We start from the raw sequence: 24,164 nt of genomic DNA, 5'->3' as shown, positions 1-24,164 counted from the left end.
TCACAAATAAATAATGACTATTTATATAAAGGCATCTCAATTTAGAATTTTTATACTAAAACCTACTTATCTCTTTGTAGATCATAGTTTTTTTGATGTTTTTAGACATTTTATATTCAAAAAAACACTTATTTATTTTTGTTTAAGTTGTATTAAACAAAGTGAAGCAAATTTACGAGCTATTTTTTAGCCGATTAAACAGAGCCAAAAAGAAAATTTATTGCTTTTATTTATAATTCAAGTTTGAAGTAAAAACTTAAGGAAATCGATGTAAGTTACGAGATTTATATAATTTTAAGTTGCAGTCTTAGAATATTTTCTCAATTTCTCCTTTATTTTTTGCTAGGAAAAAACGCTTACAAATACGGCAAAGACTATATTTTTTTCTGCACCTTCTGTTCAATTTGACTTATTATAGAGGTTTGGTACTGTGATTTTATTAAACTTTTTATACCAAGATAAATGACTAAACCACTGTGAGAATGTCATTTTTCATCCATAAGTATAATTGACAAAATTTCAGTAGCCACTAATCTTATAGCAAATTTTTGATCCGTCCGTTTTGTGCATTAAAAGATTGATAGGCAACTCGGATATACATTCACCAGGACAGGAGATCTATTGAATGTCTGAAGCAACTGGCAAGAAAGCCGTTTTACAGCTTGATGGCAAAGAAATTGAATTACCAATTTACAGCGGCACATTGGGCCCAGATGTAATCGACGTTAAAGATGTGTTGGCTGCAGGTCACTTTACTTTTGATCCTGGTTTTATGGCAACAGCTGCATGCGAGTCTAAAATCACTTTCATCGATGGTAATAAAGGTGTTCTTTTACACCGTGGCTACCCAATTGACCAGTTAGCAACTAAAGCTGATTACCTAGAAACTTGCTACTTACTTCTTAATGGCGAGCTTCCAACAGCTGAGCAAAAAGAAGAATTCGACGCTAAAGTTCGTAACCACACTATGGTTCACGATCAAGTAAGCCGCTTCTATAACGGTTTCCGTCGTGATGCTCACCCTATGGCAATCATGGTTGGTGTTGTTGGTGCGTTGTCTGCGTTCTATCACAACAATCTGGACATCGAAGATGTTAACCATCGTGAAATCACTGCGATTCGTTTAATCGCTAAGATTCCTACTTTGGCAGCTTGGAGCTACAAATACACTGTTGGTCAACCATTCGTTTACCCACGTAACGATTTGACTTACGCTGAAAACTTCCTGTACATGATGTTTGCAACTCCTGCAGACCGTGACTACAAAGTAGATCCAATCCTTGCGAAAGCAATGGACCGTATCTTCACGCTTCACGCTGACCACGAACAAAATGCTTCTACGTCTACAGTACGTTTAGCTGGTTCTACTGGCGCTAACCCATATGCATGTATCGCTGCTGGTATCTCTGCACTTTGGGGTCCTGCTCACGGTGGTGCGAACGAAGCTGTTCTTAAGATGCTTGATGAAATAGGCACTGTAGAAAACGTTGCTGGCTTCATGGAAAAAGTGAAAACTAAAGAAGTTAAACTCATGGGCTTCGGTCACCGTGTGTACAAAAACTTCGATCCACGTGCGAAAGTAATGAAAGAAACTTGTGACGAAGTTCTTGGTGCTCTTGGCATCAACGATCCACAGCTTGCTCTTGCTATGGAACTTGAACGTATCGCGCTTTCTGACGAATACTTCATCAAACGTAACCTTTACCCTAACGTAGACTTCTACTCAGGTATCATCCTTAAAGCGATTGGTATCCCAACAGAAATGTTTACTGTGATCTTCGCGCTTGCACGTACAGTTGGTTGGATCAGCCACTGGTTAGAAATGCACAGCGGTCCTTACAAGATCGGTCGTCCTCGTCAGCTTTACACTGGTGAAGTTCAACGCGACATCAACCGTTAATTCGGTTAGCGTTGAAAGACGTAAAAACCACCCTTCTGGGTGGTTTTTTTATGACTGACAAAAACCAACACAACCAAGATGTGAAAAACTTAAAATAGTAAACCTGAAGAATTTTCAATTTCTGCAAATTTCTAGAAATTACTCTTATATCGTTAAGGATTGAGTTTTAATGCTGTTTTACCTGCTTCCCTTCATCCTGAGAATGATTCGTTTTGATCAGTTTAAAAGCCGGAACTTAACTTCAGGGGAAATCAAGCTTTGCCAGCAAGTCTTTGCTGACCTGATTGACTATTCAGCAGTCCGTGTCATGAATCACCCTTTCCTGCCTTGGCAATCCAAGCATGTGATTATGGCACCAAGTGGTTATATTCACGTCCGCAACCTGAATTATCGGGACGATTATTCTAAAGAAAGCCGTTCTTATCAGGCGCTTTTCATTCATGAAATGGCGCATATTTATCAATATCAGCAGAATATTAATGTGTTGTTTAAGGGCGCTTTTTTACAAGCCGCTTATTTTTTAAGTATGGGAAAATATAATCCTTACAAATATCAATTTAATCCCAACAAATCCTTTTTAGACTATAACATTGAACAACAGGGAGATATTGCACGCGATATTTTTCTAAAAAAAATTCCCAATATTATTTTAAAAAATCAGATAAGCAGATGATATTGAATACTTTTCACTCAAGTATTCTGTTGATTTCTATTTATGAAAAATAAACTTATTTAAATCCAATTGAGTATTTTTGTGCATTTACCAGAATAAAAAAGCACCATAATAAGTCATTTTTGACCATAACTTTGTGCATCTGTTTCAATTCTCCTGAAACAGCTCTAGCATCTACCTCAAATTTCGATAAAATAAGCCAAGTATGATATTTTTAGCTCGCAAATCAAGATTTAATGATCATGCGGTCATGACTTTTTTAATTTTGGCCATTTGGCATTTTGTTCGTATCAAACTGCACTCAGCTGGATAATTAGAATTTTAAAAATCAGTGATTTAGTGTATTCACCTATAGGAATAGGACTTAATTGGAATGAAAAGTTTTAAAATTGCGATTGCTCAATTCTCTCCACATGTGGGCAATTTAGATGCAAACACGCAGACAATGATAGATTTGGCAAATCAGGCCAAAAAAGATAATGCTGATCTTATTATTTTCCCTGAACTTTCAACTTTAGGTTATCCGGCTGAAGATTTATTAATTCGTCCAAGTCTGGCTAAACGCACAAAGCTGGCGTTTGAAAAACTGACTGAAGTAAAAGATATCGTCATGGTCTTTGGTTTTGTCAATCAAACCGAAGATGGTGAACGCTATAACTCAGCCGCCGTTATGAAAGATGGCGAAGTTTTAGGGGTTTATAATAAACAGACATTGCCAAACTATGGTGTATTTGATGAGAAACGCTATTTTGGTGAAGGACATCAGCATCTGGTCTTCGAATATCTGGGACACAAGTTTGGTGTCCTGATCTGTGAAGATGTCTGGTCATTATCTACGGTTCAACAGCTGGCTCAATTGAATATTGATACTGCACTGGTTCTGAATGCTTCTCCATATGAAGTTGGCAAACCGCAACACCGTATCGATACCATGGCTGCGCTGGTCAAACAGTTGAATATCAATCTGGTGTACTGTAACCAGGTAGGTGGCCAAGATGATCTCATCTTTGACGGTACCAGCTTTGTACTCAATAAATCAGGCGAAGTAGCTCTGCAGGCGCCTAGCTTTGAAAAAGGCCTGTATATCGCTGAATATGATGTAGAAAAATTAGAGTTTAGCAAAGGCACGATTACTCCAGCGCTAGAAACTATGGCCGAGATTTATCAAAGTCTGGTGATGGCAACCCGTGATTATGTACAGCGTTCAGGTTTCCCAGGTGTAATTCTGGGTCTGTCTGGTGGTATTGACTCTGCCCTGACTCTTGCCATCGCAGCAGATGCGATTGGCCCTGACAAAGTCCAAGCAGTGATGATGCCTTATACCTATACTGCTCAGATCAGTGTAGAAGATGCTACTGAACAGGCAAAAACCATGGGTGTAACTTTCGGTATTGCCGAGATTAACCCGATTGTAAGTGGCTTCTTGCAAACCCTGTATCCATTCTTTGGCAATGCCCCTGTAGATGCCACTGAAGAAAACCTGCAAGCACGTGCACGCGGTACGCTATTAATGGCGCTGTCTAACAAGTTCGGCAATCTGGTTCTGGCAACCGGTAATAAATCTGAACTTGCCGTTGGTTACTGCACACTATATGGCGATATGGTCGGTGGTTTTGCGGTATTAAAAGATGTTTATAAAACCATTGTGTTTGAACTGGCGAAATACCGTAACAGCATCGCAGAAACTCCTGTGATTCCTGAGCGTGTCATTACCCGTCCACCTTCAGCAGAACTTCGTCCAGATCAGGTCGATCAGGATTCATTACCGGCTTATGAAGTGCTTGATGCGATTCTTTATGCTTATATTGAAGAAGATCTGAGCCAGGATGACATCATTGCCAAAGGCTTTGAAGCTGAAGTTGTGAAAAAAGTGATTCGTCTGGTGGATATTAACGAATACAAACGTCGTCAGGGTGCGATTGGTCCACGTATTAGCTCGCGTTCTTATGGTCGTGAACGTCGCTATCCGGTCGTTAATGGTTGGAAAGCAGGTATCTAAGTTTTAACTAAACCAGATCAGCCATAATGCCCAAGTAAATGCTTGGGCATTTTTTTATCTTTAAGCAATAAATAGGGTTAAGAAATTAAAAGAAGATTCAAAAATTTAAACAGACAGATATTTAGAAGAACTTTCTCTTAATTTTTTATTGATATTTTTATGGCACAAAAAAAGAGACCAAGCTGAGAGCTTGGTCTTTAAAAATGGTGGCTATGACGGGACTTGAACCTGTGACCCCCGCATTATGAGTGCGGTGCTCTAACCAACTGAGCTACATAGCCGTAAACTGTGTGCGCATTATCGTAATTTCAGGTTGTATCGTCAAGCATTTTAAACCACAAATGTTCAGTCTTTATGCAAATTAATCATAAACTCTTAAACTTTGTACAAATCATGATTTAATTCGAAATCCCATAACAGAATCTACAAAAATTGGTACCAACTTTTAAAGCCAAATCTGAATCAAAGTCGTATCATATAATATTTAATTTTAAGAATAACTTGCTGAAGAAACAAAATAAAAAGTGAATCTAGGACCTTTTCCTATCGCTATAATACTTTTCCAAATATGGCCAATAGCATCTCTGGATTAAAGCAAAACTGAAGATGACGAAATTCAAAATATACCTAAGCCTGCTCCTATTGAGTTTTATAAGTTTAGCCAATGCAACTGTTATTCATCCAAGCAGCAGCTTTTCAGGATGTGATGATGTGAAAAGTTTGGCTCAAGAAGTCATGCTCTTTAGACTGAAAGGTGCACCACAGAAATGGATGATTCAGCAAATAAAACAGCACTACGGTACAGCGAATGATCTCCATACTCTGATTGGTATAAAACTTACTGAAAAAGCGTTTAAATATGAAATACCCCAAGATCAGTCTGGACGTTCCGCCTTAATTAAAAACTTTGCAATTGATCACTATAATGAATGTGAGAAATCCATTACAGATCGTGCTCAATTTAAAAAAGAAAATAACGGTATTAACCCACCCTTGGAAAGGGAAGTTTTAGAACACTAAAATTATGCTGATAGAAGGTTACTATTAGAAATAGCAGTCTATCTTTATGCAGTTTGATAGATTTTTCATTATTAAAATCTCAATTTTAAACCTGTTCCTATAGTTTTATATAACAGGGATTTTTTGAATCTAAAATTACAGGTAATAACGCAGTATTAAAATCAGATGGCTTTTTTAAGTTAGTTCATTAATATTCTAAAATCATATTATTTTAATCTCAAAATATAAATATAAATCAAAAACTTATAAAATATACCAACCATTAAAAATTATTGCTTTGTTAAACATAATACTGAGGTATTTACTTGGTTTTATTTTTATAAAATACGCGTTATGATCAAAGTATAAACAACAATTCGTATACGATTTTAACGCGTCATATTTTTATAAAACTTATTTCCTATAAGGAGAATTCTAATGTCATTTGAACATATTTTAGTACCCGTTGACGGTTCAGAAACTTCCTACGCTGCAGTCGATAAAGCTGTCGAAATTGCCAAAGCATTTAACAGTAAAGTGACAGTGGTTCAGGTGCTGGCACTTGATCCCTATATCGCTGCTGAATACATTACAGCAGCTCAAACCAATGACCTGGTTGAACGTGCCCGTACTGCAATTCTGAAGACACTTGATGAAGCAAAAGCGAAATTTGCTGCGGCAGGTATTGATGCAGAGACCCAGCTACTCGAAGGTCAGGTGATTTATAGTGAAATTGTCAAGGCAGCTGAATCCTTGGATACTGATCTGATTGTGATTGGCTCACATGGCCGTACTGGCTTCAAGAAACTGTTCCTGGGTAGTGTTGCGCAAAGCATCTTGGGACAGGCCAATGTTCCTGTAATGGTTATCCGTAAATAATAAAAAAATCCCCACTTCAATCAAGTGGGGATTTCTCTTTCAGACAAATCCATCCCATTGATACTGCTTTAAGCTGACCCGATTTCCAACACATAGAATTCCTTCTGCGCCTAACTTTTGCTGTTGAATATTATGTCCATATTCATCCAGTTTATTGAGACTGATCTTACCTTGAGCATTCAGGACACGACGCCAGGGCAAATCGGTTTCTGTATCAAGCTGACTTAAAACCTTACCTACCAGACGTGCATGTTTAGGCAAGCCAGCCAGCTTAGCGATCTGTCCATAGGTCGCTACCTTCGCATAAGGAATCTGGCTGACCACACTCAGAATCATTTGTGCCATTTCCTGGCTTGCACTTGATGTCATAGGCTTTCAATCTTGATAGAAAATTCTAACAATTAGAAATTCTCCGGATTTTCTAAACGTTTCACTTCCTGTACTTTATCAGGATGATGCACGGTTGCTACACCATCGGCATCTTTCTTATCAATCAGCATCTCAGGCTGGAAGATGGTGATGGTTTCATTTCCATTCGCATCCTCCCCCACAATATACTGAAAACCGCGACGATTCATCTTGTGGCACATCCGCTGATACCAGCCCTTAAAACCTTGAGTTTCTTCATTCGGGTTGTAATAGAAAGCATTCATTACGGCTGGCAAACCTAGACCACAAACTACTCCGGAAAGAAGCACCACAATAAAAGTATATCCAATCAGAATACTGCTATACGCTTCCAGTTGCGGAATATTGGCCACTGCCAGAATCAGGGCTAAGGAAATCCCGCCACGTACACCGCCCCAGGACAGAATGGTTAAACTGCCGTTATAACTTTTTTTACGCATTCTAGGGAATAATGCAAAAGACAGATAATTGGCCAGGAAGCGTGCCAAATGCAGAATTATGAAAGCGACAATTCCGCCTAGAACCAGACTGGTGCTTAGATCAATAATGAACAGTTCCAGGCCGATCAAGGTGAACAGGAAGGAATTGATAATCCCCTCTACCGTATGCCAGAAATGGTTTACATCACCGATATCTGCATCAGCCAGAATTTCTTTCCATTTATTCCCGACAATCAAACCACCGATCACACAGGCAATTGGCGCAGAAGCATGCGCCAATAAAGCAACCAGATATGAACCACAAGCCAACAGTGCAGTAGTTAATATCAGTGATTCCATTTCATGCTTACCGCGCAGAATACGTAGAATCGCCAGACCAAAACCGATCCCGATCAAGACTGCCACGACAATTTCATAAAGCAATGTTTGCAGGACGGCGAGTACGGTAAAGTTTTCACCTTGCAGTACATTCAGTAAAGTCATAAATAATGCAATACACATCGCATCATTAAACAGCGACTCACCTTCCAGTTTCACGATCAAATGATGGGGTGCGCGTACCGAACTGAGTACACCTTTAATCCCAATGGGATCCGTTGCTCCGAGCGCAGCACCGAGTAATAGCAGGACTAATATATCGACATGGTTGCCAATCAGGAACTGATAACCGTACAGCGCAATACCAAAGAAAACTGCACAAAAAACCAATGCCAGACTGGCCAGAATACCAATCGGCCGCCAGTGATTGCGTAAATCTGAAACCTTAAACTTCAATGCGGATGAAGTCAGAATGAAACAGATCACCCCATTAATCAGGAAGTCATAAAAATTGACATGGCGAACTGCTTTCTCAATATTATCAATATTGATGCTAAAAAATGGATTACCCTGTAACAGGCTGGCGCACCATTGCAAGATAAAGACAAAAATAGCGGAAACAATCGGCACACCAATGGCTTGAGGAAAACTTAGAACACGTTTGTTGAACATGGTAGTGGCAATTGACAGAGCAAAGACCACCGTCAACAGTTGTAAAAAAAAGAAACTTCCCATTAGGTTTCCTAAGATTTGGCAATTTGCAGCCGTGAGCTGAAAGATTTACTTGAAATATAAATTTAAAAAAACAGTATATTTTAGCGGATCAAGTTTAGTCCCATTTTTTTTTGAATTAAGTTAAGTTTCTTTTCAATATTCACAACTGATGATTTAACATACAGCCTTAAAGCACTTTATTGCTCACTCCTCCTTTCTATTTAGAAATTTTCTTCCATGCATCAAACTGTCAAAACTATATTCCGTCTGTGTCTCGCTGCTGTCATTTTTCTGGTCACACTTTCCTTGATGTTCACTTGTGTTGCCAAAATTCAGGAGATCCTGAAAGCAGATCAATATTATCAGCAAGCCGTGAGCATTCCTTTAAAAAGCAGCACCAAAGCGCAATATGTACTGGTGTCTAATAATCAACGTCCAGACAATGCGCTGTTTATCCTGATTGCCGGAAATGGTTATGCAGCAAAAATCAGCTGTGAGCATTATACTGCCCTATGTACTGATGACTATAACCAGTCACATACCCGGCAGATTCAAAATGTTAATTTAGTTAAAGTGAGAAATTATTTTTATATTGAAAATATTCAGTTCCAAGATAGTCGAACTGGTCAGATCACTAAACTCAGCTATTCCAGAAATGAATTGAAGCAATTTTATAATAATGACATCAGTAATTTAAAATATATTCTCTTTGCGATTTCGCTATTTGCCTTGGCTGCCTTATTTGTCAGTATCAAGATTTTGAAAAACTTCAGTCGTTTTCTGGAAAAATAACTATTCAATCATTAGGGGAGCATTTGCTCCCCTTTTTTGATCTTTAATTTTAGATATTTTGATTAAAAGTATCGCAAGCAGACATTTGTCCCGATTTCAAACCGGTATTAAACCATTTTACCCGCTGTGCACTGGTACCATGCGTAAAGCTGTCTGGTACGACATGGCCTTGGGCCTTTTTCTGCAGATAGTCATCACCGATCTTGTGTGCCGCATCCATGGCTTCCTGTACATCACCCTGCTCCAGGAATTGCGTACGCTCATGGTTATGATAAGCCCATACCCCAGCCAGACAATCCGCCTGTAGTTCTTGACGTACAGAAAGCTGATTACCCTGCGCTTGAGTGGCTTGTTGACGTGCCTGCTGTACCTGTGAAGAAATACCTAAAATGGTCTGGATATGATGACCCACCTCATGTGCTACCACATAGGCTTGAGCAAAATCGCCTGCCTGATCATTGCGAGATAACTCGGTTGAGTTCTGTTCCCCGCTAATTCCCATCTGAGTACGCATATCTTTAAAGAATGCCGTATCAATATAAACTTTCTGGTCTGCCGGACAGTAGAAAGGTCCCATGGCCGATTGCGCTGTACCACAACCAGAATTTACCACACCACTAAATAGAACCAGTTTAGGCGGAGTATATTGCTGGTTCAGCTGCTGCTGAAATACTTGAGACCAGGTATCTTCTGTATCGGCAAGCACAGTTCCTACAAAATCGATCGCTTCTTGCTGTTCTGGCGTTGGATTTTCCAGACCCCGTGTTTCTGCACTAGAAACCCCTTGCGTGACCTGCTTGGTGGTTTGATAGGCTTGCTGTGGATCAACGCCAAAAAACTTCCAGGCCACGAAAGCAATAATCAACCCGAGAATACTGATTCCACCGGCTTTGGCACCACCACCACGACGGTCTTCTACATTGCTACTAACACGACGTCCTTTCCAGCGCATAGTGAGATTCCTTATAGTTTAAAGTCAGCTTATTTTAACGGGCCTGATTTATGCCTGCTTTGATTTCGATCTGATTTTTTGAATAAAGCCAATCAAGATAAATACGATTAACCCTGCCACAAAACCAATCACCAGATTAATAAGTGTAGGCGTAACAGCCCCTACGATACTGCCCAGACTAGGCATATGCTCTACATACTCAACCGAATCTTCAGTGAAATGATGAAACCATGGAATGGTATGGGCAATAATCCCGCCACCGACCAGGAACATTGCAATCGTACCTACAATCGTCAGGGTTTTCATCAATTTAGGGGCAAAAGCCAGCAATCCACGGCCTATACTTTGCTTGAAGCTGGATGCCTGTTTAGTCAGGTACAAACCTAGATCATCAATTTTAACAATCATGGCAACGAAGCCGTACACCCCGACTGTCATTAATATGGCAATTCCTGCCAGTACGATGACCTTGGTGGTAAAAGCTGCGGCTGCCACGGTGCCCAAAGAAATCACTACAATTTCCGCTGACAGAATGAAATCAGTTCGGATCGCACCCTTAATTTTCTCTTTTTCAAATGTAGCCAAATCGGTTTCGATCGTAGTGAATTCAGCCTCAGCATCTTCTTCAGTCTTAGCTTTCTTATGCTTTAAGCTATGCAGGACTTTTTCTACGCCTTCATAACAGAGAAATAGACCACCAATCATCAGTAAAGGATTAATTAACCAGGGTGCAACCACACTAATAAGTAAAGCCAAAGGAACAAGAATCAGCTTATTAATAAAAGAACCTTTGGCTACTCCCCACACCACAGGAAGTTCACGTTCTGCCCGTACACCGCTGACTTGCTGGGCATTTAATGCCAAGTCATCCCCCAAGACACCTGCTGTCTTTTTTGCAGCCATCTTGCTCATCACGGCAACATCGTCTAAAACAGTCGCAATATCATCCAATAATATTAATAAGCTGCTCGCCATTCTTGTTATCCTTATCACCTTTAGACATATTTTAATGAAAATATTAAAAAAATATTGTATTCACTTGTTTAATTAATAAGATTTTTTACTACGGCTTTTTTTTCTGGCTGACATTCAAAAACAGAATGCCGTACAATGTGGCCATTCGTTAAAATATTGATGTAGTACAGACTACTTTTTGGAATAGATAATGAGTAATCAAGATAATCGTCCAGTAATCTTGACTGGCGACCGTCCTACCGGACAGCTTCACCTTGGCCATTTTGTCGGTTCATTACGCTCTCGCGTAGGTTTACAAGATTCTCACCATCAACATTTGTTACTCGCTGATGCTCAAGCCCTGACAGATAATGCAGACAACTTTGAAAAAGTACGTCGCAATATTATTGAAGTAGCAACAGATTATCTGGCTGTCGGTATTGATCCAACCAAAACTACTATCTGTGTTCAGTCTTGCCTGCCAGCCTTAAACGAACTGACTATGCTCTATCTGAACTTTGTGACAGTTTCACGTCTAGAGCGCAACCCGACCATTAAATCAGAAATTCAGATGCGTGGTTTTGAGCGTGATATTCCTGCAGGTTTCTTATGCTATCCAGTGGCTCAAGCAGCAGATATCACAGCCTTTAAAGCAACTGTAGTTCCGGTGGGCGAAGACCAGATTCCAATGATCGAACAGACCAATGAGATTGTACGTCGCCTTAACCGTCAGATTGGCCGTGAATTACTGCCTGAATGTAAGGCGCTGCTTTCTAATGTGGGACGCTTACCAGGTTTTGACGGTAAAGCGAAAATGTCTAAATCATTAGGTAATACTATTGTTCTAGATGCCTCTGACAAAGACATCAAAAAAGCTGTCAATGCGATGTATACCGATCCGAATCACCTGCGCATCGAAGATCCAGGCCAGGTTGAAGGCAATGTGGTATTTACTTACCTGGATGCATTCGACACCAATAAAGAAGAACTGGAAGAACTGAAAGCACATTATCGCCGTGGTGGTTTAGGTGATGGTACAGTAAAAAAACGTCTGGAAGGTATTCTGAAAGAGCTGATCGGTCCAATTCGTGAACGTCGGATGGAACTGGCTAAAGACCCGGATTACATCATGGATATTTTGAAAACGGGTACAGATAAATGCCGTGACATTACACAGGCCACTTTAGATGAAGTGAAAACAGGCTTAGGTGTTTTCCATTTCTAAGCTAGACAATATTTAAAAAAAAGCCCTTCAAATGAAGGGCTTTTTTTATTTAAGGCTAAAATGCGCAAAAATAAGGCAAGTTTCCACACAGATTCTTCATAGTTTTAACCTTACTTAACATCTATTAACATGAATACTGATGAGTCACATGAGAATGAGTCCTAATATACTTACATACAGTAAGGAATCAAATTTAACTCTCTCCACAGTTAATCTTGATTTAGTTTTGAAAGAAACTTCCTTTTTCTACGCAATGACAACCCCAATCATTGCGTTTTTTTTGTCTGTAATTTTTGAAAATATAAAAAATCCTGCCAGATGAGCAGGATTTTGTTGTGTCTTGAATATTAATATTTGAACAAGCCTTTTTCTAATGGAATTTCAATTCCAATAGAGGCACCGCCATCTTGACCATTTACATCTGAGTCACTTATCCAGGCATTAATTTTAAGTGGCATTTCTGGACGAATATAATGCGACCAGGTGACATCTAGTGCTTTAATTTCATCATCAAAAGCAAAAGCAGCATTATTTTCAGGTCTACGGTCAGACTGATTGACTTCAGCAAATAATACCCGCCCAGATAAACGGTTCATCGGATCAAAACGGATATCACCACCTACTGAGATCATCTGTGCATCACCACCTAAAGCATGTGCCAGCGGATAACCATGCTGATAAAAACCATCAGTATAATTGGTATGGTTATAAGAAATACCTCGCACCTTGCCGTTAGTACGTGTATCTGCCCATTCTGTATAAAGTTGATATGGCATATTTCTTACAGTTGCAGAATAATCTATACCAGCCAGATACATTTTCTTCGCAGGCAGACCACCCGCTTCATCTTCACCTACATATTGCCCATAGAAGCCCATAGGTACCTGTGTCAAAGGAAACAGATTCAGGCGTGCATCGAAACCAGCAATCTGGTTTGATGGGTCAGGTTTACCCGTACCACCATTATCTTTATTCCCGACAAAAGCATCCCATAATGAACTTAAGCTTTCAGGACGTCCTTCCCCACCCCATTGAATCGCACGAGAAGCACCTAGCTCCAGGTAAGATAAAGGTTGTGCTGTTATACGAAGACCAATTAGTTTGGCATCTGGAACGGCAGTATAATCATCCAATTGTCCTGCAAAAGCCTGATATTGCCACGGTCCAATCCAGGACAGCCATTTAGTTTCAAAAGCTGTTTGTTCTGCACGTTGTGCCATAAATCCATATACTGGGCGGCTAGCATCGCCGCGAATCAAGCTGCCATCATGTCCCGGACCCCAATAGGTCGGAATTTGGCCGGCAATCAGCCATTGATTCCAGAGTTTCCCTGCTAGATAAGATCCTTCCAGATTTACATCCTGATCATTCTCAATTTGTCGATCTTTTTCGGCATTAACCCGGAGCTTGGCATCCCAGTTTTCGCCACCTGCATTAAACTCTAAAGCTGCCTGAAATTGTGCCTTTTGCTGATCGCCAAAGGCTTGAGGAATATCTTTTGGATCACTTTCCGCAAATAAGCCTACTTTGAGCTGCTGATTGTCTGCTGTTAATTTTGCCAGAACTGAATCAATAACACGTTGTTGTACTTTGTTACTCACTTGTGCATTGGATAGAGCACGTTGAATTTCATCACCACTGAGCGGCCAGGTCGAGGTACTGATCTGGATCACCCCTTGCTGGTTTAACCAGTTCAAGTCAGTACGAAGATTTGCATCATTCAGAACCAGCCCTTGAGCAAAAACAGGAAGTGAAAGTGTCGTAAGAAGTACACTTAATAATGGTTTTTTTAGAAACATGGGATCAATATTCTCAAGTTTATTTTTGCCTAACCATAGATATTTCAAAAACAATATTCAATGGCGAAACTGTATCAGTATAATATGAAACCCTAGATTTAATTGACTTTTAAAATAATAAATCGCTTCGAAAAATGAGATAGAAATACAAAAAAATGAAATCACTAATATAAAAAAAATAGATTTAAATAGTGCTGGGTTTTTAATTTTATTTAAGATAAATGCTGAACACATAAAAAAGGCAGTTTTAAAAACTGCCTTTTTTCGAATAAGTCATTAGTGTTTATGACGCATATGCGGGAATAAAATTACATCACGGATACTTGGTGCATTCGCGAAAATCATTACCAGACGGTCAATACCGATCCCTTCACCTGCTGTAGGAGGCAGACCATATTCCAGGGCTTCAATGAAGTCAGCATCATAGTGCATTGCTTCATCATCACCCGCGTCTTTCTCAGCGACCTGCGCCTGGAAGCGTTCAGCTTGATCAATCGGGTCATTTAATTCTGAGAAGCCATTTGCCAGTTCACGACCACCGATAAAGAATTCAAAACGGTCTGTAATATGCGGATTTTGATCATTACGGCGAGCTAGTGGAGAAGTTTCCGCTGGATATTCAGTCACGAATGTAGGCTGACGTAGTTGAGTTTCTACCGTTTCTTCAAATACGATGGTTTGCAGTTTACCCAGACCAAAACCTGGTTTTACCTGTTCTTTCAGTTCGTCCTGAATGAATTTTGCCAGGAACTCACGGTCATTGACATTTTCTGGAGTGAACTGTGGATTGTGCTCAAGAATGGCATCAAACATTGAGATCTTTTTGAATGGTCCTTTGAAGCTAAAGACTTCATCGCCATAAGGCACATCAGTGGTACCCAGAATATCAATTGCCAGTTTTTCCAGCATTTGCTCAGTCAATTCCATCAGGTCTTTGTAATCTGCATACGCCTGGTAGAATTCGATCATGGTGAATTCAGGGTTATGACGAGTAGAAACACCTTCATTACGGAAGTTACGGTTAATTTCGAATACGCGCTCGAAACCACCCACAACCAGACGTTTCAAATAAAGCTCAGGTGCAATACGCAGGAACAATGGCATATCCAGTGCATTATGATGCGTTTCAAATGGACGCGCAGATGCTCCACCAGGAATTACGTGCATCATCGGGGTTTCAACTTCCATAAAACGTTTGTCGTTCAGGAAGCTACGAATACCGGCAACAACTTTGGCACGAACTTCAAAAGTTTTACGGGTTTCTTCATTTACGATCAGATCAAGATAACGCTTACGATACTTCACTTCAGTATCAGTCAAACCATGGAACTTGTCTGGAAGTGGACGTAATGATTTTGTCAGTAATTCAAAATGTTCGATATGAACATACAGGTCACCTTTACCAGAACGACCGATATAACCTTCAACTGCAATGATATCGCCCAGATCCAGGCCTTTGATCGTTGCAAGTACTTCTGGCTCAAGTTCTTTACGTGGAACATAAAGCTGAATACGACCGGTCATATCCTGAATCACGATGAATGAACCGCGGTTCAACATCACACGACCTGCTACTTTTACATGAACGTGTTCGCCAGCTTCAATTTCTTCTTTAGATTTATCAGCAAACTGGTCTTGTAAGTCTTGCGCATAATGTTCACGTTTAAATGTGTTTGGCCATGGGCTAACACCAGTTTCTTTTGCGTGGTCTTGAATCTGCTTTAACTTGGCATGACGCTGTGCAATTAAATCGTTTTCGGAAATGATTTGTTCAGAAGTCGATTGAGCGTTATTTTGCGTCATCTCTGCCTCGGATAAGATTAGTTAAAAAATAGAAGTTGCATAGAATAGCAGAAATCTGCATCAAATCGTAGCGTAAAGACTTCCTACACGTGGCTTTTCTTGAGAAAAATTTCTGGATATATGAAATTTTTAAAAACAAATGATTTGCATTATTTTCAGTTTCGAATTTTATGATTGGTTTTTTAAAATATTGCCCAACTTTTGTTAGATGAAAGTCCAAGACCTCAATCCTCTGCACAAATTATGCCTTTATATCCCATATCAGCTTAGACCAATAGCTAACTGCTTCCTCGAAATAGACGTTTTACAATAATGACCATATTAGAAGGTGGTGTCTTAACACCCTGACCACGACTTTGCCATGTCCGATAAAAATGAGTAAAAATATGTCTAAAATATTGTTTTTTCATGGCTTGGATTCGTCAAAACAGTCCACGAAATTTCATGCAATTGATGCAATGCATAAATATTGTATAGATGTGGATTATCGTAATCTGAGCTACCAGTCGGTAGCCGATTTCTATCATGAAATGGTTGAAACCATTAAACCGGATATTCTGGTCGGACACAGTCTGGGCGGTTATTGGGCGCTAAAAATGTCACAAGCTCATCAGATCCCTTGTGTGATCGCGAATCCTAGCTTGCAACCGAATTTCCGCGATGATTATCCTGCGATTTGTGACAGTGATTTGCAGCATGATATTCCGCAAATGGCCTATCTGGAATTAGGCGATGAAATTTTGGATATGCATGCAGCACAGGCACAGCTTGAAGATTATATGCAAATTCATGCCATTGAAGGTGGTCATCATCGTCTGGAACATCCCGAACAGATTAACGACCTGATTCAGGAAATTGAATATCATTTTATCCGGCAATAAAAAAGCCCCAATAGTTGGGGCTTTTTTGATCATTCAGACTTAAGCAACTGCAGCTTCAGGCTGGGATTTATCATCAAGTACTGACCAGATGTCCAGGCCTAATTCACCGTGTAAATCTGGCAGATCAAGGAAGATGCTCGCACCTAGAACCTGATGCTGACATTTTTCAGCCAACTCATGTACTGCTTTCAATGTACCGCCAGTTGCCAGTACATCATCCACGATAATCACTTTTTGTCCCTGAACTTCTGCAGACATTTCCAGACGGTCCAGACCATATTCAAGGCTATAACCTACACCTACCACTGGAGGCGGCAATTTACCTGCTTTACGAACCAGTAATAAGCCTTTGCCCGTACGCTGCGCCAACAGGCTTGCCAGCACGAAACCACGTGCTTCCACTGCCACAAAGCTGTCTACTTCAGCTAGCTTTTCTTCAGGAATGCTGTCAATCAAAGCATCAGTTAATGGACCCAGATTATTCATGAATAATGGAGTCAAATCGAAGAAACAAATGCCTGGTTTTGGGAAATTCTGGACAGTACGAATGTGAGACCACAGAGAAGTAGACAAATTGCTCATGGGAGATCTTTAAACAAGGAAAGGAATAAGTGAATTTTAAACTAAATTAACAATGTGTAACAACAACGACTGTGCAATATTAAAGCAGAAAATAATAATAACCAATTGATTTAAATATATAAATTTATTATAAAAAATATTTAATAAAGACTTTTCTAAGTCTAAGTTAACTGATTTTAATCATTTTTTCTGCCCGACTTTGGTCTACAACTTAAAATCTAAGCCAGAAACGTGTTTTATAAAACTAAAAATACAACTCTTTGCCTCACCTTAAATATATTTCTAGTAATGAAATATCTAGTGACTGACCTTTCTGCTGTTAATTTCACTGATTAAACTTTTATTCGCTTTACTTTATGAATAGAACTGCGTAAAAATTTAGCCAAATATGTTTACTATTAAAAGTCATATTCTTTAGGGTCTTGCCATTTGTGGATTTTAAGCTGACAGCTACAGTTGGTCAGTTTTGGAGAGTTATATGAAAAAATATCAATGCATCGTTTGTGGATGGATTTATGACGAGGCAGAAGGTTGGCCTCAGGACGGAATCGTTCCTGGTACCAAATGGGAAGATATTCCTGATGACTGGACTTGTCCGGATTGTGGTGTTTCTAAAGTCGATTTTGAAATGATTGAAATCTAATCATGTTCTTTTAAAGACCATATTGAATGGTCTTTTTTATGTCCTTTATACCTGAAAAAAACTAATTTAAAAAAGCATGGAGAATCGTATGCATCCTATCGTCATCATTGGTTCGGGCATGGCGGGTTATGCTGTTGCCCGTGAGTTTCGCAAACTCAACCCAGACCATGAACTTGTCATGATTTGTGCTGATGATGCGACTAATTATGCAAAACCTACGCTTTCTAATGCTTTAGCAGGAAACAAAGCGCCAGAACACATCCCTTTGGGTGATGCAGAAAAAATGTCAGCACAGCTGAAAATGCGCATCGAAAAAAATACCTGGGTCAAAACGATTCATCCTGAACAGCATCAGCTGACTTTAGAAAAAGATGGTGAGGAAAGCACACAGGATTATTCTAAACTGGTGCTGGCTGTGGGTGCCAATCCAGTACGCCTGGCCATTGCTGGTGATGCGAGCGATGACATTCATATGGTCAACAACCTGACTGACTATAAAGCTTTCCGTCATAATCTGGCAGCCCGTGAAGATAAACGCGTAGTAATTTTAGGCGCAGGCCTGATCGGCTGTGAATTTGCCAATGACTTGCAGCATACCAATCATCAGGTCACCGTGATTGATCTTGCACCACAGCCTTTAGGTCGCTTATTACCAGCTCATGTCGCAGATGCTTTCCAGCAAAATCTTGAAGAGACAGGCATTCATTTTGTATTGGGGACAACAGTCGAAAAAGTCTCTAAAGTTGAAAATGGTGATTATCTGGTCACACTTGCCAATGGCCAGTCGGTAGTGGCTGATGTGGTGCTCTCTGCTGTGGGCTTACAACCGAATATTTCTGTTGCAAAAGAAGCCGATATCCATACCAGTCGCGGGATTCTGACCAATACGAAGCTAGAAACCAATCAACCGGACATTTATGCAGTAGGCGACTGTGCGGAAGTAAACGGAATGCTTTTACCATATGTCATGCCAATCATGCAGCAGGCCCGAGCCCTGTCTAAAACATTGAATGGCGAATATACTGCAGTCCACTATCCAGCGATGCCTGTAGCAGTAAAAACACCAGCTGCGCCATTGACTGTCCTTCCCGCTCCAGTTGATGTCGAAGTAAGTTGGGAAAATGAAGAGTTTGATGACGGTATGCTAGCCAAAGCCTTTGATGCTAGCGGTACTTTACGTGGTTTTGTCTTACTCGGGGCCACTGCTGCTAAACAACGTCTGGCATTGACCAAGCAGGTTCCTGACTTGATTCCAGCTACAGTTTAGATGTTTAATACAAAGGACACTTTTTAAGCGAAATGTCCTTTAATCAGGAAATACATCATGCATAGTGCCCTGCAGTTCAATCATTCTCCGTATACCGCTTTCATGCGTGAAACCAAGGTCGATCTTGGCAATGGCATCGAATTGCACGTAGAAGTCGGAGGAAATCCTGAACACCCGACCATTCTGCTAATTATGGGGCTTGGGGCACAGATGCTGTACTGGCCGGACTTCTTCTGTAAATCCCTCATTGATCAGGGCTATCATCTGGTCCGTTTTGATAACCGGGATATTGGTTTATCTTCCAAGATTCACCATAAAGGGCCTCGCTTAAACACCTTAAAAATGATGAGCCGTTTTGTACTGGGTTTAGGCAATCAGGGCGCGCCTTATACGCTGTACGATATGGCAGATGATGTACATCTTCTGATTGAAAAAATGGGACTGGGTCAGGTCTATGTGCTCGGTGCCTCTATGGGCGGCATGATTGCCCAGATTCTGGCCGCACGTTATCCTGACAAAGTTAAAAAAATGGGTTTACTGTTTACCAGTAATAACCAGCCACTGTTACCTCCGCCTTTTCCAAAGCAACTCTTTAGTTTAATTGACAAACCCGCTTCCACAGATGAAGATGGCATTGTCGATCATAGCTTGAAGCTGTTTAATATTATTGGCTCGCCGGGTTATGTGAATCATCTGGAAGCGATTCAGACCGCCCGTAAGTTATATAAGCGAAGTTACCATCCAGCGGGTGTACTTCAACAGTTTTTAGCAATATTATGTACGGGTTCATTGCTGCAACTGGACAAGCAAATCCAACAAGAGACCCTGGTGGTTCATGGTGCTCGTGACAGATTGCTGCCTCCTAGTCATGGTAAGGCTGTTGCAAAAGCAATTTCAGGGGCTAAATTTGAATTAATTGATGGAATGGGGCATGATATCCCTCCGCATTTTATTCCATATCTTAGCGAATTATTTGCTGATCATTTTAAATCATAAACATTAGGACACTATGGCTGCATTACCATCCCTAAGACAGCTGTCATACCTCGTAACACTGTCTGAGACGCTGCATTTTACAGAAGCTGCTCGCCGCTCATTTGTTACCCAGTCAACTTTGTCTGGCGGTATTATGGAGCTGGAGCGTTTACTCGGTGGCGTTCTTGTTGAACGCGATCGCCAGAATGTACGTTTAACGCCGCTTGGTGAACAAGTGGTTGCACGTGCCCGTGTTCTACTGGCTGATGCTCAGGACTTAATGCGTTTAAGTCGTGAAATGAGTGAACCATTAACCGGTGATCTGCATCTTGGCGTTATTCCAACCATTGCCCCTTTCATCCTGTCGCAATTTCTGGATGAAGTGCATCAGCAGCTACCGAAAATCCAGCTACATTTACATGAAGCTCAAAGTGAGAAAATTGTAGAGAAACTGGAGCATGGTAATCTGGATATGGTGGTGCTCGCTCTACCTTTCGATACCCGTAGCTTGAAAGTTGCTGAAATTGCCAAAGAGAATCTGTATCTGGTACATCACAAATCTGACCAGAATGCGGCTCAAGCCAAATCTCTGGAAGATCTGGATCTGTCTCGCCTGATGCTGCTTGAAGAAGGCCATTGCTTGCGTGATCATGCATTGAGTGCCTGCCCGATTGGTGAGCGTAAAAATGATCATCGCCTGAAAGCAAGTTCATTACCGACGTTGATCGAAATGGTGTCTGCTGATCTTGGTTTTACCCTGTTGCCAGAAATTGCACTGCATACCAATATGATCAAAGCCAATCCGGATCTGCGCATCAATCCAATTAATGCTGCACCAAGCCGTACTCTGGCGCTGGTCACTCGTAAGAGCACACCGCTACAAAGCGAATTCGATGTGTTATTACAAATTTTGCAAAAAATTACTGCTCACGATGCAGCTTAATTAAGCCCTAATAAAAAAGGAGCACTTAGATTGCTCCTTTTTTATTGCCTGTGTCTTCTGATAAATTTAATTTTTATAAATTCAGTCAATTAAAATGATTCAAAACCAATTTTTAAACTTTAACTATTTATAATATATAAAAATTAAATCCCTATTTCTTGGGATTGGCATTGAAACTAATTTAAGCCAAAATACATCTGTATATTAATTACTCTCAGGATAAGATTTCTTTGGCCTCATTTTTGCCTGCACCGGTATTATTGGTGCAACCTTATCCACCCCCGCTCTCTTCCAATCTTGATCTTGCATTGCTACAGCTCGGTTATCAACCGGATATGCTGTCCTATACCGATCATCTGTCTGCTCAATCCCATATTGAACAGTATCTTCCCAATCTAGTGTTATATGAGATTCATGAGAAAGCACAACTTAAGAATCTTAATATAATTCAAGCACGAATCCAGATTCCTCATCTGATTGCAGTTTTAGCTGATGATTCACCTGAAATGATTAATTTATTCTTGTCATCTGGCGTAGATCGATATCTGATTGCATCGCATCCTGTTTCAAAAATAGTAGCGAGCCTGAAAATTATCCTACGCGGTGGTTCCGATTTACATCCTGAATTAGCCCGTTATTTAGTGAGTCAGGAAACAAAAATACATTTTTTAAATCAGACTGAAGTACAGATTTTAAAGTATTTCAGCCAAGACCTGACTTTGGCCGAAATTCAAAACAGATTAAGTCTGCACGATTACCAGATTTATGCTGCTATTCGCAAAATCTATCAAAAACTCGCGAATCCATTTATCCATTCTCAAAATTAACAAAATATAAAAAAGGCTGAATTATCAGCCTTTTTAGTTTGCATAGAGTTATTTAAAGGTTTCTAACAAGGTACGCTGTGCATTATGCGGTTGTTCACCTTCTGCAACTTGGGCACGCACCCAGGTTCCATCTCCTTGTAACAACCAGGCCTGCTGATTGTCTTTCAGGTAATTTAATAAGCCTTGCTGGTAAATGCGTTTCTTTAATGCTTCATCTTCAATCGGAAAACAGGCTTCTACACGATTAAACAGGTTACGATCCATCCAGTCTGCGCTTGAGCAATAAATGCGGGAATTGCCATTATTGCTAAAATAAAATACGCGCGTATGTTCCAGGAAACGGCCGACGATTGAACGTACCCGAATATTCTCTGAAAGTCCCGGCAAGCCTGGACGTAGACAACAAATTGAACGGATAATCAGATCAATCTGTACACCTGCTTGAGAAGCTTCATAAAGTTTATTGATCAGTTGCAGCTCAGTTAAAGCATTGACCTTCACGATGATCTGGGCTTTCTTGCCCGCTTTGGCATTGGCTATTTCATTATCAATATAGTTGATGAGCTGGGCATGCAAGGTAAATGGCGCATGGAGCAGCTTTTTCAGCTTGGCCATTTTCCCCATTCCAGTCAATTCCTGGAAGATACGATGCACATCTTCACACAGATCCTTGTCTGTGGTTAACAAGCCATAATCTGTATAAATCCGTGCATTGCCCGCATGATAATTCCCGGTTCCCAGATGCACATAACGCACCAACTTGTTATTTTCTCGGCGTACCACCAGAATCATTTTGGCATGGGTTTTATAACCAACAATGCCATAGACCACGACAGCACCCGCTTCTTGCAGCACATTGGCAACTGCAATATTAGATTCTTCATCAAAACGTGCACGCAGCTCGATGACTGCAGTCACTTCCTTACCGTTACGGGCCGCCTCTGCCAGCACCTGCACGATCTCGGAATCTGGACCACTACGGTACAGTGTCTGCTTGATCGCCAGCACCTGAGGGTCTCGTGCCGCTTCACGTAACAGCGTAATCACTGGAGCAAAAGATTCAAATGGATGATGTAGCAAAATATCCTGCTTCTGCATGGCACTGAAAACATTTTCAGATTTCTTCAGTACTTTAGGCAGAATTGGCGTATGTGAATCATAACGTAGATGTGGACGTTTGAAGTTGGACAGTAACCGCGCCAGATTAACCGGTCCTGCCACTTTATAGAGCTGTTCTTCATCCAGATCAAATTCTTCCAGCAGATATTCATAAATATGCTGCGGACAATTTTCAGTCACTTCCAGACGGACTGCACGACCAAAACGGCGCGAACTTAGCTCGCCTTTTAAGGCTTTGGCCAGGTCTTCAACATCTTCATTTAAGGCCAGATCGGCATTCCGGGTAACACGGAACTGATAGCAGCCAGTCGCGGTCATGCCCGGGAACAGGTCAGACACATGTTCATGAATGATGGCGGATAACATCACATGATGTTCTTTACCATCAGTCAGTTCATCCGGTAAACGCACAACACGTGGCAATGAACGTGGCGCAGGAACAACCGCAAGATCAATCTGACGGCCAAAGGCATCTTTCCCTTCGAGCGTCACAATAAAATTCAGGGATTTATTCACCAGACGTGGGAATGGATGTGCCGGATCAAGGCTAATAGGCGTAAGAACTGGAGCAACCTGTTCCTGAAAATATTTTTTCACCCAGGCCGATTGTGCCGGTGTTAGCTCTCCACGGCGCAAGAAGCAGATATCTTCCTCACGCAGTTTAGGCAAAATCTCTTCATTTAAAATACGGTACTGACGTTCAATGGCGGCATGTGCAGTTTCGGCAATCTGCTCTAATACTTGTTTTGGCGTCAAACCATCCGGACTGCGGCTTTCATTGCCCAAATCCAGTTGTTCCATGACGCCAGCCACACGAATTTCAAAAAACTCATCTAAATTACGTGAAAAGATCAGTAGAAAATTCATGCGTTCCAGCAAAGGATGCAGAGGATCAACCGCCTGTTCCAGCACTCGCAAATGGAAATCCAGAATAGACAGTTCACGATTAATGTAACGATCATTATAAGTATATTCGGTTGGTGCCGAAGTCGTACTGGCTGCCGTATTCATATTAAACCTACGCTATTTTCAAGTCTTGCTTATTGCTTTTAGTATGCTTCAAATTAATGAC

21 protein-coding genes and 1 tRNA gene are annotated in these 24,164 nt (G+C 40.7%); 13 read left to right on the top strand and 9 right to left on the bottom strand.

Annotated elements, in window-relative coordinates; translation table 11 throughout:
• Positions 1-625 precede the first annotated feature (625 nt).
• The 3 genes from gltA to FTU00_RS04590 all read left to right on the top strand — a co-directional run bounded on the left by gltA (position 626) and on the right by FTU00_RS04590 (position 4,572).
• A complete protein-coding gene (gltA, locus tag FTU00_RS04600) occupies positions 626-1,900 on the top strand; it encodes a citrate synthase (protein WP_004782984.1) in 1,275 nt (424 codons plus the stop codon).
• Between the two features lie 169 nt (positions 1,901-2,069).
• Complete coding sequence (locus FTU00_RS04595; protein ID WP_179992114.1) at positions 2,070-2,573, top strand: hypothetical protein; 504 nt, start codon at positions 2,070-2,072, stop codon at positions 2,571-2,573.
• A 373-nt stretch (positions 2,574-2,946) separates the two neighbouring features.
• The gene (locus FTU00_RS04590) at positions 2,947-4,572 is read left to right on the top strand and encodes an NAD+ synthase (RefSeq protein WP_180179199.1); all 1,626 of its coding nucleotides are present in this window, start codon (positions 2,947-2,949) and stop codon (positions 4,570-4,572) included.
• A gap of 204 nt (positions 4,573-4,776) precedes the next feature.
• Here the strand turns inward: FTU00_RS04590 and FTU00_RS04585 are convergent.
• A tRNA-Met gene (locus FTU00_RS04585) sits at positions 4,777-4,853 on the bottom strand.
• A gap of 325 nt (positions 4,854-5,178) precedes the next feature.
• Between FTU00_RS04585 and FTU00_RS04580 the strand changes: the two genes are divergently transcribed.
• Together FTU00_RS04580 and FTU00_RS04575 are read left to right on the top strand one after the other, a co-directional pair.
• On the top strand, positions 5,179-5,592 hold the full coding sequence (locus FTU00_RS04580; protein WP_180179198.1) for a hypothetical protein: 414 nt from the start codon (positions 5,179-5,181) through the stop codon (positions 5,590-5,592).
• A 417-nt stretch (positions 5,593-6,009) separates the two neighbouring features.
• Positions 6,010-6,450: a universal stress protein gene (locus FTU00_RS04575; RefSeq protein WP_180048188.1), complete on the top strand. Its 441-nt coding sequence runs from the start codon at positions 6,010-6,012 to the stop codon at positions 6,448-6,450.
• A gap of 39 nt (positions 6,451-6,489) precedes the next feature.
• Here FTU00_RS04575 and FTU00_RS04570 read toward each other — a convergent pair whose 3' ends face one another.
• Both FTU00_RS04570 and FTU00_RS04565 read right to left on the bottom strand, forming a co-directional pair.
• Complete coding sequence (locus tag FTU00_RS04570) at positions 6,490-6,786, bottom strand: MGMT family protein (RefSeq protein ID WP_180179242.1); 297 nt, start codon at positions 6,784-6,786, stop codon at positions 6,490-6,492.
• Positions 6,787-6,851: 65 nt separating this feature from the next.
• Positions 6,852-8,351, bottom strand: coding sequence for a sodium:proton antiporter (locus FTU00_RS04565; RefSeq protein ID WP_180048187.1), 1,500 nt, complete (start codon positions 8,349-8,351; stop codon positions 6,852-6,854).
• A 216-nt stretch (positions 8,352-8,567) separates the two neighbouring features.
• Between FTU00_RS04565 and FTU00_RS04560 the strand changes: the two genes are divergently transcribed.
• Entirely contained in the window at positions 8,568-9,122 is a 555-nt protein-coding gene (locus FTU00_RS04560) for a hypothetical protein (protein WP_180048186.1), read from the top strand.
• A 49-nt stretch (positions 9,123-9,171) separates the two neighbouring features.
• Here the strand turns inward: FTU00_RS04560 and FTU00_RS04555 are convergent, their stop codons facing one another.
• Complete coding sequence (locus tag FTU00_RS04555) at positions 9,172-10,074, bottom strand: neutral zinc metallopeptidase (RefSeq protein ID WP_179992117.1); 903 nt, start codon at positions 10,072-10,074, stop codon at positions 9,172-9,174.
• Between the two features lie 48 nt (positions 10,075-10,122).
• Positions 10,123-11,049, bottom strand: coding sequence for a DUF808 domain-containing protein (locus FTU00_RS04550; RefSeq protein WP_180002271.1), 927 nt, complete (start codon positions 11,047-11,049; stop codon positions 10,123-10,125).
• A gap of 190 nt (positions 11,050-11,239) precedes the next feature.
• Between FTU00_RS04550 and trpS the strand changes: the two genes are divergently transcribed.
• Entirely contained in the window at positions 11,240-12,253 is a 1,014-nt protein-coding gene (gene trpS / locus FTU00_RS04545) for a tryptophan--tRNA ligase (RefSeq protein ID WP_005234596.1), read from the top strand.
• A 347-nt stretch (positions 12,254-12,600) separates the two neighbouring features.
• On the opposite strand, the gene FTU00_RS04540 is transcribed toward trpS, so the two are convergent.
• Positions 12,601-14,052, bottom strand: coding sequence for a capsule assembly Wzi family protein (locus tag FTU00_RS04540; RefSeq protein WP_180179197.1), 1,452 nt, complete (start codon positions 14,050-14,052; stop codon positions 12,601-12,603).
• Positions 14,053-14,328: 276 nt separating this feature from the next.
• Positions 14,329-15,855 carry a lysine--tRNA ligase gene (gene lysS, locus FTU00_RS04535; RefSeq protein WP_004783006.1) on the bottom strand — a complete coding sequence of 509 codons (1,527 nt, stop codon included), beginning with the start codon at positions 15,853-15,855 and terminating at the stop codon, positions 14,329-14,331.
• 386 nt (positions 15,856-16,241) lie between these two features.
• On the opposite strand from lysS, the gene FTU00_RS04530 reads away from it, so the two are divergent.
• Complete coding sequence (locus FTU00_RS04530; protein WP_034704192.1) at positions 16,242-16,736, top strand: YqiA/YcfP family alpha/beta fold hydrolase; 495 nt, start codon at positions 16,242-16,244, stop codon at positions 16,734-16,736.
• Positions 16,737-16,775: 39 nt separating this feature from the next.
• On the opposite strand, the gene FTU00_RS04525 is transcribed toward FTU00_RS04530, so the two are convergent.
• A complete protein-coding gene (locus FTU00_RS04525; RefSeq protein WP_180179196.1) occupies positions 16,776-17,318 on the bottom strand; it encodes an adenine phosphoribosyltransferase in 543 nt (180 codons plus the stop codon).
• A gap of 478 nt (positions 17,319-17,796) precedes the next feature.
• Here FTU00_RS04525 and rubA point away from each other — a divergent pair, with 478 nt between their 5' ends.
• The 5 genes from rubA (at position 17,797) to FTU00_RS04500 (ending at position 21,973) form a co-directional block, all read left to right on the top strand.
• Complete coding sequence (gene rubA, locus FTU00_RS04520) at positions 17,797-17,961, top strand: rubredoxin RubA (RefSeq protein WP_004783011.1); 165 nt, start codon at positions 17,797-17,799, stop codon at positions 17,959-17,961.
• 88 nt (positions 17,962-18,049) lie between these two features.
• The gene (gene rubB, locus FTU00_RS04515) at positions 18,050-19,228 is read left to right on the top strand and encodes a rubredoxin reductase RubB (protein WP_180179195.1); all 1,179 of its coding nucleotides are present in this window, start codon (positions 18,050-18,052) and stop codon (positions 19,226-19,228) included.
• A 57-nt stretch (positions 19,229-19,285) separates the two neighbouring features.
• Complete coding sequence (gene estB / locus FTU00_RS04510) at positions 19,286-20,224, top strand: esterase EstB (RefSeq protein ID WP_034704187.1); 939 nt, start codon at positions 19,286-19,288, stop codon at positions 20,222-20,224.
• A 13-nt stretch (positions 20,225-20,237) separates the two neighbouring features.
• Complete coding sequence (oxyR, locus tag FTU00_RS04505) at positions 20,238-21,146, top strand: LysR family transcriptional regulator OxyR (RefSeq protein ID WP_005234587.1); 909 nt, start codon at positions 20,238-20,240, stop codon at positions 21,144-21,146.
• A 230-nt stretch (positions 21,147-21,376) separates the two neighbouring features.
• The gene (locus FTU00_RS04500) at positions 21,377-21,973 is read left to right on the top strand and encodes a DNA-binding response regulator (RefSeq protein ID WP_159122824.1); all 597 of its coding nucleotides are present in this window, start codon (positions 21,377-21,379) and stop codon (positions 21,971-21,973) included.
• A 48-nt stretch (positions 21,974-22,021) separates the two neighbouring features.
• On the opposite strand, the gene ppk1 is transcribed toward FTU00_RS04500, so the two are convergent.
• On the bottom strand, positions 22,022-24,103 hold the full coding sequence (ppk1, locus tag FTU00_RS04495) for a polyphosphate kinase 1 (RefSeq protein ID WP_034704182.1): 2,082 nt from the start codon (positions 24,101-24,103) through the stop codon (positions 22,022-22,024).
• Positions 24,104-24,164 lie beyond the last annotated feature (61 nt).

The organism is Acinetobacter sp. YH12041 (genome assembly GCF_013419975.1).
In the GTDB taxonomy this organism is placed as follows: domain Bacteria; phylum Pseudomonadota; class Gammaproteobacteria; order Pseudomonadales; family Moraxellaceae; genus Acinetobacter.
This window is presented reverse-complemented; position numbering and strand designations above follow the sequence as displayed.

Excerpts from the sequence above, each read along its gene's own strand:
- gltA (WP_004782984.1), top strand. The coding sequence starts at position 626 with ATGTCTGAAGCAACTGGCAAGAAAGCCGTTTTACAGCTTGATGGCAAA.
- FTU00_RS04595 (WP_179992114.1), top strand. The coding sequence starts at position 2,070 with ATGCTGTTTTACCTGCTTCCCTTCATCCTGAGAATGATTCGTTTTGAT.
- FTU00_RS04590 (WP_180179199.1), top strand. The coding sequence starts at position 2,947 with ATGAAAAGTTTTAAAATTGCGATTGCTCAATTCTCTCCACATGTGGGC.
- FTU00_RS04580 (WP_180179198.1), top strand. The coding sequence starts at position 5,179 with ATGACGAAATTCAAAATATACCTAAGCCTGCTCCTATTGAGTTTTATA.
- FTU00_RS04575 (WP_180048188.1), top strand. The coding sequence starts at position 6,010 with ATGTCATTTGAACATATTTTAGTACCCGTTGACGGTTCAGAAACTTCC.
- FTU00_RS04570 (WP_180179242.1), bottom strand. The coding sequence starts at position 6,786 with ATGATTCTGAGTGTGGTCAGCCAGATTCCTTATGCGAAGGTAGCGACC.
- FTU00_RS04565 (WP_180048187.1), bottom strand. The coding sequence starts at position 8,351 with ATGGGAAGTTTCTTTTTTTTACAACTGTTGACGGTGGTCTTTGCTCTG.
- FTU00_RS04560 (WP_180048186.1), top strand. The coding sequence starts at position 8,568 with ATGCATCAAACTGTCAAAACTATATTCCGTCTGTGTCTCGCTGCTGTC.
- FTU00_RS04555 (WP_179992117.1), bottom strand. The coding sequence starts at position 10,074 with ATGCGCTGGAAAGGACGTCGTGTTAGTAGCAATGTAGAAGACCGTCGT.
- FTU00_RS04550 (WP_180002271.1), bottom strand. The coding sequence starts at position 11,049 with ATGGCGAGCAGCTTATTAATATTATTGGATGATATTGCGACTGTTTTA.
- trpS (WP_005234596.1), top strand. The coding sequence starts at position 11,240 with ATGAGTAATCAAGATAATCGTCCAGTAATCTTGACTGGCGACCGTCCT.
- FTU00_RS04540 (WP_180179197.1), bottom strand. The coding sequence starts at position 14,052 with ATGTTTCTAAAAAAACCATTATTAAGTGTACTTCTTACGACACTTTCA.
- lysS (WP_004783006.1), bottom strand. The coding sequence starts at position 15,855 with ATGACGCAAAATAACGCTCAATCGACTTCTGAACAAATCATTTCCGAA.
- FTU00_RS04530 (WP_034704192.1), top strand. The coding sequence starts at position 16,242 with ATGTCTAAAATATTGTTTTTTCATGGCTTGGATTCGTCAAAACAGTCC.
- FTU00_RS04525 (WP_180179196.1), bottom strand. The coding sequence starts at position 17,318 with ATGAGCAATTTGTCTACTTCTCTGTGGTCTCACATTCGTACTGTCCAG.
- rubA (WP_004783011.1), top strand. The coding sequence starts at position 17,797 with ATGAAAAAATATCAATGCATCGTTTGTGGATGGATTTATGACGAGGCA.
- rubB (WP_180179195.1), top strand. The coding sequence starts at position 18,050 with ATGCATCCTATCGTCATCATTGGTTCGGGCATGGCGGGTTATGCTGTT.
- estB (WP_034704187.1), top strand. The coding sequence starts at position 19,286 with ATGCATAGTGCCCTGCAGTTCAATCATTCTCCGTATACCGCTTTCATG.
- oxyR (WP_005234587.1), top strand. The coding sequence starts at position 20,238 with ATGGCTGCATTACCATCCCTAAGACAGCTGTCATACCTCGTAACACTG.
- ppk1 (WP_034704182.1), bottom strand. The coding sequence starts at position 24,103 with ATGAATACGGCAGCCAGTACGACTTCGGCACCAACCGAATATACTTAT.